General features: G+C 61.3%; 20 protein-coding genes. 19 read left to right on the forward strand and 1 reads right to left on the reverse strand.

Annotated features, from left to right (window positions below):
* Positions 1-69 precede the first annotated feature (69 nt).
* From ACGG9J_RS01490 to ACGG9J_RS01550, 13 genes are all read left to right on the forward strand, one after another.
* Entirely contained in the window at positions 70-654 is a 585-nt protein-coding gene (locus ACGG9J_RS01490) for a hypothetical protein (protein WP_390132971.1), read from the forward strand.
* A 26-nt stretch (positions 655-680) separates the two neighbouring features.
* Positions 681-1637, forward strand: a complete 957-nt coding sequence (locus ACGG9J_RS01495; RefSeq protein WP_390132973.1) for a major capsid protein — start codon at positions 681-683, stop codon at positions 1635-1637.
* Positions 1630-1938: a hypothetical protein gene (locus tag ACGG9J_RS01500; RefSeq protein ID WP_390132976.1), complete on the forward strand. Its 309-nt coding sequence runs from the start codon at positions 1630-1632 to the stop codon at positions 1936-1938. The genes ACGG9J_RS01495 and ACGG9J_RS01500 overlap by 8 nt, the downstream gene beginning before the upstream one ends.
* Before the next feature lie 8 nt (positions 1939-1946).
* Positions 1947-2366, forward strand: a complete 420-nt coding sequence (locus ACGG9J_RS01505) for a Gp19/Gp15/Gp42 family protein (protein WP_390132978.1) — start codon at positions 1947-1949, stop codon at positions 2364-2366.
* Entirely contained in the window at positions 2353-2676 is a 324-nt protein-coding gene (locus tag ACGG9J_RS01510) for a hypothetical protein (RefSeq protein ID WP_390132980.1), read from the forward strand. The genes ACGG9J_RS01505 and ACGG9J_RS01510 overlap by 14 nt, the downstream gene beginning before the upstream one ends.
* Positions 2677-2678: 2 nt before the next feature.
* Entirely contained in the window at positions 2679-2927 is a 249-nt protein-coding gene (locus ACGG9J_RS01515) for a hypothetical protein (protein ID WP_390132982.1), read from the forward strand.
* Positions 2924-3310 (forward strand): hypothetical protein, encoded by a 387-nt coding sequence (locus tag ACGG9J_RS01520; RefSeq protein ID WP_390132984.1) that lies wholly within the window; start codon positions 2924-2926, stop codon positions 3308-3310. The genes ACGG9J_RS01515 and ACGG9J_RS01520 overlap by 4 nt, the downstream gene beginning before the upstream one ends.
* A gap of 69 nt (positions 3311-3379) precedes the next feature.
* Positions 3380-3997: a phage tail tube protein gene (locus tag ACGG9J_RS01525; RefSeq protein WP_390132986.1), complete on the forward strand. Its 618-nt coding sequence runs from the start codon at positions 3380-3382 to the stop codon at positions 3995-3997.
* Positions 3998-4113: 116 nt separating this feature from the next.
* Positions 4114-4500 carry a hypothetical protein gene (locus ACGG9J_RS01530; RefSeq protein ID WP_198190715.1) on the forward strand — a complete coding sequence of 129 codons (387 nt, stop codon included), beginning with the start codon at positions 4114-4116 and terminating at the stop codon, positions 4498-4500.
* A gap of 74 nt (positions 4501-4574) precedes the next feature.
* Positions 4575-4880 carry a hypothetical protein gene (locus ACGG9J_RS01535; protein WP_198190714.1) on the forward strand — a complete coding sequence of 102 codons (306 nt, stop codon included), beginning with the start codon at positions 4575-4577 and terminating at the stop codon, positions 4878-4880.
* Positions 4881-4926: 46 nt separating this feature from the next.
* A complete protein-coding gene (locus ACGG9J_RS01540) occupies positions 4927-7869 on the forward strand; it encodes a tape measure protein (RefSeq protein ID WP_390132988.1) in 2943 nt (980 codons plus the stop codon).
* Positions 7870-8721: 852 nt separating this feature from the next.
* Positions 8722-9735, forward strand: coding sequence for a hypothetical protein (locus tag ACGG9J_RS01545; RefSeq protein ID WP_390132990.1), 1014 nt, complete (start codon positions 8722-8724; stop codon positions 9733-9735).
* Positions 9736-9740: 5 nt separating this feature from the next.
* Complete coding sequence (locus ACGG9J_RS01550; protein ID WP_390132992.1) at positions 9741-10316, forward strand: hypothetical protein; 576 nt, start codon at positions 9741-9743, stop codon at positions 10314-10316.
* A 366-nt stretch (positions 10317-10682) separates the two neighbouring features.
* Here the strand turns inward: ACGG9J_RS01550 and ACGG9J_RS01555 are convergent, their stop codons facing one another.
* Positions 10683-11102, reverse strand: a complete 420-nt coding sequence (locus ACGG9J_RS01555; RefSeq protein ID WP_390132994.1) for a hypothetical protein — start codon at positions 11100-11102, stop codon at positions 10683-10685.
* A 75-nt stretch (positions 11103-11177) separates the two neighbouring features.
* Between ACGG9J_RS01555 and ACGG9J_RS01560 the strand changes: the two genes are divergently transcribed.
* The 6 genes from ACGG9J_RS01560 (at position 11178) to ACGG9J_RS01585 (ending at position 15006) form a co-directional block, all read left to right on the forward strand.
* On the forward strand, positions 11178-12284 hold the full coding sequence (locus tag ACGG9J_RS01560; protein ID WP_390132996.1) for an SGNH/GDSL hydrolase family protein: 1107 nt from the start codon (positions 11178-11180) through the stop codon (positions 12282-12284).
* A 91-nt stretch (positions 12285-12375) separates the two neighbouring features.
* A complete protein-coding gene (locus ACGG9J_RS01565; protein ID WP_390132997.1) occupies positions 12376-12774 on the forward strand; it encodes a hypothetical protein in 399 nt (132 codons plus the stop codon).
* Positions 12771-12911, forward strand: a complete 141-nt coding sequence (locus ACGG9J_RS01570) for a hypothetical protein (protein ID WP_220237200.1) — start codon at positions 12771-12773, stop codon at positions 12909-12911. Before ACGG9J_RS01565 ends, ACGG9J_RS01570 begins: the two co-directional genes overlap by 4 nt.
* Positions 12912-12992: 81 nt before the next feature.
* Positions 12993-14135, forward strand: a complete 1143-nt coding sequence (locus ACGG9J_RS01575) for a LysM peptidoglycan-binding domain-containing protein (protein WP_390133000.1) — start codon at positions 12993-12995, stop codon at positions 14133-14135.
* A gap of 9 nt (positions 14136-14144) precedes the next feature.
* Positions 14145-14435, forward strand: a complete 291-nt coding sequence (locus ACGG9J_RS01580) for a holin (RefSeq protein ID WP_390133002.1) — start codon at positions 14145-14147, stop codon at positions 14433-14435.
* 274 nt (positions 14436-14709) lie between these two features.
* The gene (locus ACGG9J_RS01585) at positions 14710-15006 is read left to right on the forward strand and encodes a holo-ACP synthase (protein ID WP_390133004.1); all 297 of its coding nucleotides are present in this window, start codon (positions 14710-14712) and stop codon (positions 15004-15006) included.
* The last annotated feature ends 291 nt before the right edge of the window (positions 15007-15297 follow it).

Raw genomic sequence — 15297 nt, forward strand, 5'->3', positions numbered from 1 at the left:
CACCATCTTTCGCGGACCCCGCACGCCGCGTCGCTAACCGTGCGTCCGACCAATCCAAGGAGAAACCCCATGCACAACCATCCCGTGCCCCGCCGTATCCGCTGCGTCACCAACCCCGACCCCAATCCAGCATCCGGAGGCACACCCGCGACCGAGCCGAAACCCTCGGATCCAAAACCCGCCGACCCCAAGGCCGGCCGGTCAGACGAGTCCAAGGAATTCAGCCGAGCGCTCGCCAAGCGCGCCGCCGAGATCGAGGCCAGGTACGCCGACTACGACGAAATCAAGTCGAAAGCGGCCAAGCTTGACGAGATCGAAGAGGCGAAAAAGAGCGAGATTGATAAGTTGCGTGAGCAGGCCGAGCAGGCGGCCAAGGAACGCGACGAGCTCAAGGCGGCCCATGAACGCGAGCTGCTGCTCGGCTCAATCGCCGATGACACCGGGCTGAGCCGGGAGGTCGTGGCCCTGCTGGCCGGCGAGGGGGACGCGCTCAAGGCGAACGCGCAGAAGCTCCAGGAGGCCATCGGAGAGATCACCGAGAAGCAGCAGGGCACCAAGCCCAAGCTGCCGCCTGCCAACCCGCCGACCGCAGGCGGCGACTGGGGCCGTATGAGCCCCGCCCAGCTGCTGGCCGCCGCCTATGCGGACCAATGAACACCATCTGAAAGGAGCCATCAACCATGGCCGTCACACTAGCCGAATCCGCGAAGCTCTCGCAGGACATGCTCGTCAAGGGCGTGCTGGAGACCTTTGTGCAGTCCAGCCCCATCCTGGACCGAATCCCCTTCATGCCGATCGAGGGCAACGCCTTCTCCTACGATGCGGAAGCAAGCCTGCCGGGAGTCGAGTTCCGCAACGTAAACGAGGGATACACCGAATCCACCGGCACCGTCAACCAGAAGACCGAGTCCCTGCACATCCTGGGCGGCGACGCGGACGTGGACACCTTCATCCAGAAGACCCGCAGCAACCTCAACGACCAGCGGGCCGAGCAGACCGTTCTGAAAACCAAGGCCCTGTCCTACAAATTCCAAGACACCTTCTTCAACGGCGACACCGACGTGGACCCCAAGGCCTTCGACGGGCTACGCAAACGCCTGGTCGGCAGCCAAGTCCTGGAAGCCGGCGTCAACGGCGCTCCCATCGTGGGCTCCACCACAGCAGAGATCCACGCCTTCCTGGACCATCTGGATGACCTTCTGGCAGCCGTGCCAGGCATCAACGCCCAGAACGGCGCAATCTACGCCAACTCCGCGGTCGTGCGCAAGATCGGATCCGCACTACGGCACGTGAGCCTGGACGCGGTCCTCGAAGAGGACATCGCCGGCAAGCGGGCCATCCAGTGGAACGGCATCCCCATCCTGGAGGCCGGCACCAACCCGGACGGCACCCAGATCCTCGCACAGTCTGAGACCCAGGGCACAGCGACAGCCACCTCCAGCATCTACGCGGTGCGGTACGGCTCCTCGGAAGGCGACCAGGCGGTCACCGGCTTGACCAACGGGGGCGTCAACGTGCAGGATCTGGGCCAGCTGCAGGACAAGCCCGCCTACCGCACCCGCATCGAGTTCTTCGTCGGGCTTGCCGTTTTCGGCGGCAAAGCAGCTGCACGACTGAAGGGTGTCATCAATGGCTAGCAGGAAGACCGCCGGCGCAGCGGCCAAGAAGCAGACTGAATCGGAGCCGACCCAGGCCGTCACCGCGAACGAGCCCGAAGATGCGCAGACCGAGCCCGAAGATGCGCAGACCGAGCCCGTGCAGGAAACCCCCGTCGAGGAACCCGACAAAGAGAAGGAGCCGGCAGCGGCCCCCGCCTCTTCCGCGAAGGACGAGCCCGCCGGCCGTTACGAGACCTTCGAAGCCACCCGCCCCGACAAGGTCCTGGTGCGCATCACGCGCAACCTAGACACCGGCGAGCAACGGGTGGACGAACTCTAGGAGGAACCATGGGCGGACGAGACGAAACCCCGCAGGACAACGCCTTCGCATCCGTTGAGGAGTTGGAATCCGGCTGGCACAAGCTGACCGGGGACCAGCGCAGCAAGGCCGGCGTCCTGCTAGCCCGGGCCTCGCGCAAGATCCGGGCCACCTGCCCCCGGTGGGCCGACTACGAGCTGCAGGAGCCAGGCATCTGCGCCGACATCTGCTGCGCCATGGTCCAACGGGCGCTGGCGGCCGACGAAACCGGTCTGCCAGCAGGCACCAGCCAGGCGAACGAGACCACCGGCCCGTTCACCAGCGGTTACACGTTTAGCAACCCGCTGGGCGACCTCTACCTGCTCGACAATGAGAAAAGGTCGCTCGGCGTAGGTGCCGCGCGCAGGGCCTTCGTCATTCAGATGGGAGATCCGGTTGGAGACGATTGAGGTTTACCGGGGGCTTGCAGACACCGACGCAGACGGAAACACCTTCCAGTCCGGCCTGCACCTTTGGAAAAGCATGCCGGCGCTGGTGGCACCCTTCCAGAAGGACGCCGCCGCCGACACCGACTCGCTGGCGGTCGAATACAACTGCACGCTCTACATCCGCTCCCCCGAGCCCACCGGCATCCGGGAGAGCGATGTGGTCAGGGTCAGGGGGCGCATGGCCCGGATTGAGGGCACTGTGGCCATCTGGCATGACACCGCCGGCCGCCATGTCGGCGAGGTCATCAACGTGTCGCTTAAGGAAGGCTGAACATGGCAAAGCGGTGCAAGTTCGTATTCAACCGGCAGGCGTTCAGCAACGAGGTCTTGAAAAGCCAACGGATCCAGCAGGTGGTGCACGAAGCCTGCGAGCGGGCCGTTGGCCACGATCCTCATGGACGTATCAAGGTCAGGGACCAGAGCGAGGGCAGGACCCGCAACGGCGTCACCCTAATCACCGACGGGCCCAACGAGACCAAGAACGGTGCCTTGACGCAGGCGCTCGGGCGGGTGCGCGTATGACGCCGCCAGCCCGTACCCCCAGGATTGAGGCCACGCTCCTACCCTTTCTGCGAGCCTGCTTCCCCGGCGTACACTTCGGCAGCCTGCGCGACAAGGGCAATCCGCTTCTGGAGTGCGTTCTAGCCGGGGAGCCGCAGGGCATGGCCACACCCGTCAGCCAGTACGTGCGCCTGCGCCTGAGCGTCATCGCCCGCGGGGAGGACGGCACCGGCGACTTCGCCAAGGCACAGGACCTTGCCGCTGACATCATCCACGCCATCACAGCCGGCGGCCTGTCCTTCCCCATCGTGTCCGCAGCACCCTCCTCGGGCCCCATGCGGCAGGCGGACGGGCCGCTCATCTTCGCCTACGCGATTCTGCTTCTGCAGGTATCGACCACATAACCCGACAAACCGCATGCCGCCACATGCCTTCACCTCTACAACAGTCCAACCCGAAAGGCACATACGGCAATGACCAAGCCAGACACCTCCTACATCACCAGCGGCAACAACGCCGACCTCGTCAAGCTCATCAAGGACTACGCGCTCTTCCTGTTCAAGGACGGCGAGGAGTTCGCCATGCCTGCAGACACAGCATGGCAGCCGCCCGAGGGCAAAAAGCCCGTCGGATACAACTCCGAAGACGGCGCGACCCTGCACCCCGAGCCGGGCGACACCACCGACATCAAAGCCCACAACGGCGACATCGTGGTCTCCGAGACCGAGCCCGGATACTGGACCCTGCAGATCCCCGGCATCGAATGCAAACGCGACATGGCCGAGGCCTACTTCGGCGTGGCCGCCGACGAGCACGGCGCTTTCCATATCAGGGACGCCACCACCAACCAGCGCTACGGCTTCGTGCTGGCGGCCCTCGACCAGTACGCCAACCCCATCATCGTGTGTGGCGGCAAGGCCAAGGTCAGCGACCGCGACGACCTGACCCTGACCAACACCGACACCATCAAGTTCACGGTCACCCTGCAGATGGCGAAAGCCTCCGACGGCTACCAGTTCCACGCTTACGGACTGCTCTCCGACGAAGCATCGCCCGCCACCACGCCGAAGGCGGCCGCGAAAAAGGCCTGACATCCCAGGACACGCACACTTCCCTCCCCCGCTGGATGGCGGTCTCGCGGGGGCGGGAACCCTAACCCAGAACAGACCGCCCCACCACAACAACAATCAACATCCAGGAGACCGCCATGAGCGATAAGACCACCTACGCCGTAGTTGAACCCCAAATCGATGAGGACGAGCAGGAATACCCCCAGGTCCATCTGGAGGCCTTGGGACTGAAGTTCGACCTGCCCAACCTGAACAGCAAGGCCGGGCTGCCCTTGGAAATCATCCAGATGATCTTCATTATCAAAAGCAAAGTCGTCCTCTCGGAGGAAGAGCAGTACCAAGCCATGGCGGTTTTCCTCGCTTACTTCGAACAGATCCACCCCACCCTCTGGAACAAGCTACGCAGGTCCGACAACGCCATGGGGTGGCTGACCGGAATTGTAAAAGCCTGGGCAACGGAATCCGGCATCGACCCAAAAGCGCTTACCTCCTCATCCTCCACGGACAGCACCGAGGAGCATTAGACGCGGACTGGCAGCAGCGCTACCGCACGACCTGGCGACCGGTAAGCCTGCGCGCCTGGCTGAAAGCCCCGGCAATGAGCAAACCCAGCCCCAATATCGGCTTCGGCACTGCCTGGAGATTTACACGAGAAATACTGCGGAACCACACCAGCAGCAGCTATGCCGCACTCGCAGGATGGTCCTACATCCCCACGGGTGCCGAGATTGCCTTATGGGACCAGATGGAGCTTGAAGGCAGACTCAAACACAAAGGCTATCGCCCTTGGACCGACGCCAGGAACAACCTCTTCGCGCCGTCCCGCCAGGAAACCAGCCAGCAACACGCGGAAAGGCTCGCCCGACGCAAGCGTCTTCAGGACACCTTCCACATATCCGACTGACCCGACCGCCATCGGGACCGACCTAAGAACAAAGTAGGAGCAACCGATGGCACAGGACGTGGGAACCGTATACGTCCAGGTCGAGCCCTCCGGACGCGGCTTCGGACGAAAAATCGAAGGCGACCTCGGCAATAGCATCGACAAAGCATCCACCCGTGGTTCAACAAGCCTTGTCGGCAAGATGGGGGATGCCTTCAACAAGATCGGCAAGACCGGGCTCGGGGTCATCGGCACCATCACCGGCGGCATAGCCGGCCTTGCAGCTAAGGGAGGCTTCGGCCGGGCGCTGGCCATCGAAAACGCGCAAGCCAAACTCAAAGGCCTAGGCCACTCCGCCGGCGACGTGACCGAAATCATGACCGACGCGCTCAACTCCGTCAAAGGCACCGCCTTCGGCCTGGGCGACGCCGCCACGGTGGCCGCAAGCCTGAGCGCCTCCGGCATCAAATCCGGCAGCCAGATGACCCGCGTGCTCAAGACCGTGGCCGACACCGCCCAGATCTCCGGTCGCAGCCTCACCGACATCGGCACCATCTTCGGCTCCGTCGCCGCCCGCGGCAAACTCCAAGGCGACGACATGCTCCAGCTCATGTCCTCCGGCATCCCCGTCCTCCAACTCCTCGGCAAGCACCTGGGAAAGACCAGCGCACAGATCTCCGACATGGTCTCCTCCGGCAAGATCGACTTCCAGACCTTCGCCGACGCCATGGAGGAAGGCCTTGGAGGCGCAGCGCTCGCCGCCGGAAGCACCTTCCAGGGAGCGTTCGACAACATGCGTGCGGCCATGGGCCGGCTCGGTGAAGAGTTCGGCACTCCGGTCCTGAACGCGGCCCGCGACCTGCTCAACAAGCTCAACCCGGCCATCGACGCTGTCGCCAAACAGCTCAAACCATTCGCCGACATGTTCGGGGACAAGCTCGCGCCGGCTGTCAAACAGGCCGGCGACTGGCTGTCTGCGTTCACCGACAACCTCAACAACGGTAAGGAATCCATCGGCGACCTGGCCGGCAAAATTGCATCGCTGGCGGCCGGGTTCGGCGTGCTGGCCGGGGTTGGCGGCAACGTCAAGACCGTCAGCGAAGCCTTCGACAGAATCGGTCATGCCGGAGACAAAGGCATCAGCGACCTGCTGTACAAAGTGAAGGGCCTGCCGGACAATCTACAGGGTGCCATGGGCGGCCTGCAGCAGTTCAAGGGCTACTTCAACAAGGATCTGCGTGAGGCGATGGCCGTCGACGGCGACCCGTTCGCCAATGCCTTGAACCGCATAGGCAAAGGCGTGGACGGGTTGACCGCCCCCTTCCGCAGTTTGGGCTCCAAGCTGGCGGACACGAGAATCGGCGGTACGATAGCCGGCCTGGGGTCATCCATCGGCACCGGATTCGGCAAACTGACCAGTACAGCCGACCTGCATCTCAAAGTGTTCTCCACACGCTTGGGGCAAGGATTCTCTTCCGCGTTCGACAAATTGGGCGACAGCAAAATCGGAGCCGCTTTCGGCCGAGTGGGAGAGGGCATCAAGGGGGCCTTCGCTCCGTTGGCGTCAGGCGTGGGCAACCTCTTCGGCGGCCTGGGGGACATCATCGCAGGCCCCTTGCAATCAAGCCTAGGCAAAGTCGGCAGCATGGTCAGCAACTTCTTCGCCCCGGGGAACTTCCTGAAATTCTTCGGCATCGGGGCCATCATCGCCGGCCTGGTCGCCGGCCTGGGCCTGCTTGATCAGAGCATGAACGGAGGCCTGTCCACTGCAATCGACTCCATCGCCAAGCAAGCACCCGCGATGATCGGACACTTCACGGCGACAATCCTAGACGCCCTTCCCGAGATCATGGCATCCGGGTCCGAGGTGATGGTCAGCTTGCTGAACGGCATAACCACGGCCGCGCCCTCGCTTATCGCCGGGGCTGCGCAGATCATAGCCGCGCTCGTGCGAGGTTTGGCGCAGAACCTGCCGCAGATCATCCCCGCGGCCTTGACCATGATCATGACGCTCATTACATCCTTGGTGCAGCAGCTGCCTCTGATCATGTCGGCGGGCATGCAGCTGCTCAACGGCATCATCCAAGGCCTGGTGGCCGCATTGCCTCAGCTCGCTGAGCAAATACCCACGCTCATCAGCACAATCCTGACATCGTTGACAACCTTGCTGCCTCTGCTGCTGACAGGCGGAATGAACATCCTGCTCGGCCTCATCCAAGGCCTGGTGGATGCTCTCCCGCAGCTAGTGGCGCAAATACCCACGATCATCAACGCGATCATCACGACGCTGTCCCAGAACCTGCCGGAGATCATCCAAATAGGGGTCCAAGTGCTCCTGTCCCTGATCAACGGACTGGTCAACGCCCTTCCCCAACTCGTGTCCCAGATACCAGTGATCATAGCCAGCATCGTCAACACGCTGGCGCAGAACCTGCCGCAGATCATCTCGGCCGGCATCCAGATCATCATCACCCTGGCCAGCGGCCTGGTCCAAGCCATACCGAAGCTGCTCGCGGCCCTGCCGCAAATCATCAGCGGCATCAAGAACGGCTTCGCGCAGGTCAACTGGGGCGAAATAGGAATAAACATCATCAAAGGCATAGTCAACGGACTATCCGGGGCCGCCAAACAACTAGCCCAGGCCGCGGCCGACGCGGCCGGAAACGCCTTGAACTGGGTCAAGGAGAAGCTGGGCATCCACTCGCCATCACGGGTCTTCCGCGACCAGGTGGGCGTGATGATCGGCCGCGGCATGGCCCTGGGCATAGATGACAGCCAAGCCACCGTCAACCATAGTTTTGACAAGCTAGCCGCTGGCCTCACCCTGAGCAATCAGACTCTCTCAATGGATGCCGCATCCACCAACCTCATGCACCCCAATGGGCCTAACCAAGCATCAAATTCTGGCGCTCAGGTCACCGTGGATATCGACGCCCGAGGCACCAACCCGGACGTGCTGTTCGCCATGTTCGATACCCGAGCTGCGGCAGCTGTAAGCAGATGGGGATGATATATGAGAATCCAACTCATCACCGGACAGGACACCCTGACCCTAACCGATAATCGACTCGACCAGCGGTCTGACGCATGGATTAGGCAGGATGGTATAGATGGTCTGACCGGCACTCCGAAACCCCGGGAGACCGCCCAGGCCATACCCCAGCAAGACGGCTCCTACTGGCCAGCGCGCCTAACCTCAGAGTCACGCACCCTCACTATCCGCTGTGCAGCAGCACAACGGTCCTCACTCAGCCTCGCCAGACTCGTGGACCGTATCAACGCGCTCGCCTGCCAGCCGCTGACGGTAAGGGTTGAGGATGCTATGGGCTGGCGAGAACTGACTGGCTGGCTGGCTGACGACCCAGGATCTACGCTGCTGGTCAGCCTGCAATCGATGACATTCAGTCTAGTCGTATACTGTCCTGACCCTCTCAAATACGGGCCTCGCGTCCAGGTCGAAGCTTCGCATGGTGTCGCGCAGGTGGAGAACGTGGGGTCTGCTCCTACCTGGCCGACAGTGTCCGCAAAAGGGATTACCGGGTGGACGCTCAGCCTAGCTGGCCGCAAGGTGAGCTGGAGTGGCAGCACGGCTCCTATGGATCTAGCTTTCGCGAGCATGAATCCCTCTCAAGGCCTGGTCACCTATGACGATGCCTTCCCCTTGCCCCCAGGTATCAGCAATATCAGCGTGCAAACTCAAGGTGCTGGTCAGCTCACTGTATCCTTACGACCTGCTTGGAGGTGACAGAAAGTGAATGCGCCTTTGACGGTGCACGCCTACTCTGCGCACACTGGTAACCATTTAGGCCGGCTACCGTATGTGGCATGCAGCTGGTCGGACTCGATATCGGAGCCTGGCCAGATGCAAGTGGATGTGACTATGGGCTCTACCATGGCAGTGAGCTCACAAGGGGCGTCGCTCTATGAGATGCTGCGGCCGTGGAAGACCCTGCTGGCTGTGCAGCGCACACCATCTGATGTCAAGCATGCTGGGGTCATCACATCAAGGCAGTGGGATCCAGCCAGCCGCAAGCTCTCCCTCAGCGTCGGCGGCGGCTGGACGCTCCTAGGTAAAAGGCTCGTCCTCGATCACGCGCTGGACGATGCCTTCCACGACGGCGACGTGCTCGTGGACGAGGAGCATCCCGCCGGGCATTGGGCGATGACCTTCACCGGCTCCTACCGCGACATCGCCGCCGGCCTGGTGAGCGAGGCGCTGAAATGGGGTTCCCTGCCTATCACCCTGCCCGGCAAGCAGGGCGGCGACCATACCCGCACCTACTACGGGTGGGACCTGGCCACAGTGGCTGACCGTCTATCCGATTTAGCTGACCTGCAGGACGGTGACGAGATCCGCTTCCGCCCGACAGTGGACATGGCCGGGCGCTTAAGCTTCGCTCTCGAGGCCACTCCCGACCTGGCTGACAGGCATTGGCAGTGGACTGCATCCGTTCCCGGTCAGCGGGTGCGCCTGACCGGTTATCAGGAAGACGGGTCGGGCATGTGCTCCGACGTGTGGGCTATGGGCGGTAAAAGCTCCGACAAAACCGTCATGGCTCGCGCTACCCGTAATGACCTACCCAGTCACAGCTGGCCCGTCCTGCAGACAAAGAACAGCGAGCACACCACTGTCTCCGAGCTGGCGACCCTGAAGCACTACGCCACAGCGCAAGCCTGGTACGGGACCGGCATGAACGAAACCATAGGCCTATCCGTGGGCGAAGAATACCCCGTGCACGTCGGCGACTGGGCCGACGTACGAGTTGAGGACGACTTCCTAGGAGACAAGGTCTTGCACCTAAAGATCACCGATGTGAAAGGATCATCCGACAGCGACTGGCTCGACCTGCAGGCACGAACCAGGACGGAAGGATAAACATCATGGGCAAATACCAGCCAGGCAACCTTGACGGCTTCCTCGCCCGTGACCGCCGCCAGCGTCAGCAAGAGCGCGAAAAAGATGAAGCGAACAGGCCCACAGGCACGGAGCTCGGTCAGGTCACGAAGCGTCTGGATGAGCAGCAGAAACAGATCAAGAAGCTGCTTGAATCACAGCCAGTGATTGACATCCAGGAAAAGAACACGTCAAACTTCGGCTTAAGCACTACCTGGTCCACCGCAGTAATCCTGGAAATCCCAGTACCACAAGGCACAAGCAGGTGCGTGCTACAAGTCTCAGTAAACGCAAATGTATCAGGCGAAAACCCACAAGGCGCGCCAATAGGCTTGGCAAGACTACTCGTAAACACTGATGTCATGCTCTCAGAACGCGTACCAACCACAGTCGCAGACAAACTCATCATGATTACCTGCAGCCTGACAGCCAACAAGGAATATACTGCCCTACCCAGCAGCATCTCCGTAGTACTGCAGATGCAAGGCCTCAACGGCAGCTACCCAGCTTTCGCCAGCAACACCGCCCGACTCAACACCTACACGCAATTCATGCGAACCTGAGAGGAGCATTATGGGTAACGGAGTACTAGCTGAAAACATAGGCAGACAAGACATCCTACTCCTACGCGGCGCAACAAACCGTATCGGCGCTCGCTGGCAGCGACAGTCCAAGCTTAACGGGCCCTTCGAATCGGTAGACCTATCAGACTGGCAGTGCTCCTATCAGATGCTCTCCCTAGACGGGCAGCTCTGGTATGAGCGAGGATGTGATGCGCATGGTGCAGATGGCTTGGCAGCCGTGTATGTGCCGCCTAACGCTTTCTGCGCACCAGCCTGGACTGACCGCAGGTCAGGATCGTGGAAGATTATCGCCAGTCGAACCGGGGTCACGGAAATTCTGGGCTGGGGCTACTGGACGCTGGCGGATTAGTGCCCGGCAAAGATAACCAGTATAAGCGACAAACCTGAACCAAACAGGGAGATAATCACACCGACATAGGCTAGTGTCACTGCCACAGTGACTTTCTTGCTCTCATTCCATAGCGATAAAAACATTGACACGGACGAGAAGAAAGATGCACACAATGATAGCGAAGAAGCCCAAAAATTGAGCCGATTCTGCGGACCGATCTTGTTTGCGGAACGGTTGATCGCTACTAGCAGTATTGCGAAAACAAGGATGACATATGGTAATGCCTTGAATCCCTTGTAAAACCAGGCTGGAGTTTGTTCACCATTACCTTCGGCTTGTTGAAGCGCCGTCTCGCCTTCTTGCTTCTCTTGTTTGTCTGGCTGCGAGATAGCCGCTTGATCTGTGGCGGCGGCTTTATTTCCCTGTTGCGGCATTTTTTTCTTCCTCAGTCATTCGTTTTCCTTATCTTGTGGCGTTATTGTCCAGTTTCCTATCATATGGAGGTTTTCATGGTGGATCAGATTGTTGACAGACGTACGGTGGCTATCCCGGGGCCTATCGGGGATGTGACCCCTGAGGCCCGGCAGGCGCGGGATGAGGCGAGGGCCGCCAGGGATGAGGCGCAGAAGGCAAGGGATGATGCGCTGAATGCCGCAGAGAAGGGGGTGCAGGACGGGACGGTGGCCCGTCTGATCCGCTCCGAGGAATCGCTTACATGGCATGCGCTGCATGGCGGTGTGTGCCTGTGGATAGGTGATAGCTTCACGCAGGGGTATATGGCGTCAAACCCCTTCAAGCGCTACAGCAAGCTGGTGAGCGACGCGATGGGCTGGCAGGAGGTCAACTACGCGGTGGGCGGGTCGGGCTACCTGGCCGGAGGAGAGCTGGGCCGCAACTATCAACAGCAGGCGACGCTCGCGAGAGACAACGGAGTGACGCCGGATATCATCATCGTGGCGGGCTGCCAGAACGATTACGATGCCCCTACGTACGTGGCTGCCATCAAGTGTTTCGCCTTCTGCCAGTCCGCCTGGCCGGACGCGCGGGTCGTGTGCATCCCGAGCCTGTGGTGCGCGAAACCCGTCCCGAACTATCTGCTGGACCGGGATTACGATGCCGCCCGAGCTGCGCTTGAGAGCGGCGTGCAAGTCATCGGCCACGGATACCAGTGGCTGTACGGGGATACCAGTCTAACCGACGATCAAGGCGGTATGCACCCCAACGACGCTGGGTATGCGGTCATATCACGATACATGGTCCAGGGTCTGCTGGGCGCGAGCACGGACGTCAGCTACGCCCGCCTGCCCACGACGGTGGCCGCTAAGTACAAGGACAACCTGCTGCATCTCAGCGTCGCAGACAGCATCGTCAGCTTCTCCGGCTGGCTGGACACGAAGGACGGGTCGAGCGCCACGTACAACGACACGGTGTGCACGATTGACCGCAGGGCTGCGCCCAGCAAGGAACTGTACGTGGTCTTCGCCACAAACGGCGGCAACAGCTTCCTCCTCGGCAAGATCAATCCCAACGGTGTCGTCCAACTGGCCTCCTGGCCGCAGGGGGTCAGTAGCAGGCAAGTCATTATCCCGCCGACAACCTGGAGGGTGGGGCAGTGAGCGGGGCCGGGCGGGGTAAATCCTTGCGCATGCTCACCATCCGGAGGCTTGACAGTGCGGGTCTCCTCTCCCATGAAAGGCAGTATCGCACATGCTCGACTCATTGACCGGCGGCCTGATCTCCGATGCCGTGGTCGTCGCCGTCCTCGGCCTGGTCATCAAACTCTGGCCAGGCAGCATCGCCAGGCTCTCCACCTGGCTGTACAGCCACGTCGACCCCGGCCAACTGCCCTACGGGTCCACGATGAACCGACACTGGCAGCAGACCCAAGAAATGAGCGAGCGAATCCGCGAAACCAACGAACAACTCATCGAGATACGCAAGGACACCATCAAGAACACGCTGATCGGCCTGATGGAACAACCCGGGGACCAAAGCACGAAAGTGCGCTACGAGCTCAGCAAGCTCGAAGCCCTCCACGCCTCCTGCTGGGTCATGCAGGAAGCCGAATCGTACCTCGCCCAACACCACCAGAAGAGACAGCCATGAAACCATCCGCATTCCTCGCCATCCTCGCCTGCATCGCGGCGGCAGGACTCGCCACCCTAGGCCTCAGCCTTCTGCTGGCCTCGCTCCTGCGCGACCTGCTGCCCATCATGCTGTTCATTCTCGTCCTGGCCAGCTAGCCAGGCGCGAACCACAACCATGGCCGTCCCATCGTGGGGCGGCTTTTTTCATGCCCGGAAACGGGCGGAGAGGGGCCGGTCATGGCTCTTAATGGCATAGATATTTCCAGCTGGCAATCCGGCATCGATGTGAGCTCGGTGCCAGCTGAATTCATCATCGCCAAAGCGACCGAGGGCACTGGGTACGTCAACCCGGACTGCGCCCGCGCCGTCGACCAGGCTTTGGACTGCGGCAAGCTCGCTGGCGTATACATGTACGTCCGCGGCTCCGGCGCTCAGGCCGAGGCCAAGTTCTTCGTCGACCAGGTCCGTGGATGGCTGCACAAGGCCGTCCTGGCGGTCGACTGGGAGTCGGGCTCCAATAACGCTTGGGGCAATGTGGGCTATCTGGACGCAGTCGTGGCGGAAATCATCCGTCTGACCGGCATCAAGCCGCTCATCTACGCGTCAGCGTCCGTGTACGGCCAAATCGCCCAGGTCGGCCAGAGCCACGATTGCGGCCTGTGGGTCGCCCAGTACGCATCAATAGATGGCACCGGCTACCAGGACGCTCCGTGGAACGAGAACGCATACGGATGCACCATCCGCCAGTACTCCTCCAACGGCCGGCTAAGCGGGTACAACGGACCGCTGGATCTCAACAAGTTCTATGGCTCCCGCGAGGACTGGCTGGCATACGCGGCCTTCGATGGCTCCCAGCAGCCAGCGCCCAACATCACCGTTCCAGTAGCGCCTGACACCAATGTTTCTGGTGGCGACACCTACACCGTGCAATCCGGCGATACCCTTTCGGGCATCGCCTCGGCGTACGGCACCTCCTGGCAGCATTTGGCAGAAATCAACAGAATCGCCGACGCCAACAGAATTTACCCGGGCCAGGTGCTGCGCATCGATTCCGCGGCCCCGGCGGCCGCCGCACCAGCAGGCTCCTACACGGTGCAGCCTGGTGACAACCTGAGCTCCATCGCGTTCCGCTACGGCACTTCGGTCCAGGCCATCGCATCGGCCAACGGCATCGCCAACCCCGACCTCATCTACCCCGGCCAGGTGCTGTCGCTCGGAGGTGGCGCAGCCCAGGACAGCGGACACTCGTACACCGTGCAATCCGGCGACACCCTTTCGGGCATCGCCCAATCCCTGGGCACTTCCGTCCAAGCATTGGCATCGGCCAACGGCATCGCCAACCCCGACCTGATTTACCCAGGACAGACCATCAATTACTAGGAGACAACAATGACAGATCGAAATACGCTACCACAGCACGCGGCCGCCAACCCGCCCGAGCCGCCAGCAGGCTCGTCTCTGAAGGATTGGGTGAAAGCGGCCCTGGTGCGCGCCGTCAAGACCGGAGCACAGGCCGCCATGGCCGCCATCCCCGTCAGCGCAGCCACAATCGGCGCAGTGGACTGGCCCATGGTGGCCGGCACCGCGGCCCTCGCCTCCGTCATCAGCCTACTCACTTCCATCGCCGGAGTCCCCGAGGTCGACTCCGGGGCCAGCGTCCGGCGGATTGCCGGCAAGTAACCCCCCCCCCCCCACAAACAAGCGCCCCCGCCTCCGATAGAACGGAGAACGGGGGCGCTTTTCTGCTTTCCACGGTGGTGAATATCATCGGGCCAAGAAACCCTGTAGAATCATCCCCTCATAGGCGGGGCACACATGGTAGAGGAAGCACACGCATGAGGCAAAATCGTAGTATACGAATATGCAGGATCTGGTCCAGGCCCCGGAGGCCATGATGTCACAGTCGAACACGTCCGCGTCCCGGCATAGGGCAACGAAGATGTGCCCCACACCCATGACCCACTACGATGACACCCAGGACGTAAGCATGCGCCCCCGCGGCTACAACCCTTCAGACCAGAGCAAAGTCATCGCACGCCACCTGCAGATCAAGGCCACCATGGAACGCCATAAGGACGCGCTACTCGACAAGCTCCAAGACCCCACTCTCACACCAGAGGAACGCTCGCGAATCGAGGCGGCCAAGAATGAAGTCAAGCAGGACATCTCGGCGATCAGGGTATGGGGGAGCACAGAGGACTACGAGCGGATGCGACGCAAGTACGACAGCACGAAACACCGGCAATTTTGAGCGCACTTTGAGCGCAACCCGCCTAATTTAACTATTCCAACTGTCCAAGATGGCATACGAAAAAAGCTAACGAAAGTCAATCAGGAGTAGGTCTCACCGTCCCATACTTACTCCCGCTTGATTCTCCGGTTTTGCCTATTTTAGGGTTCGAACCCCCCTAGCTCCACAGATAGGATCCCGAGGTCACCTCGGGATCTTTTTATATTCGTTGGGCTTGCAAACTCCAGATCGCTCTCTTTTTTTCTCATGCTCAGCAACAGCCGATACATGTCTGGACCATTGCCAATGACT

Source organism: Bifidobacterium apicola, from assembly GCF_042846865.1.
Lineage (GTDB): Bacteria > Actinomycetota > Actinomycetes > Actinomycetales > Bifidobacteriaceae > Bombiscardovia > Bombiscardovia apicola.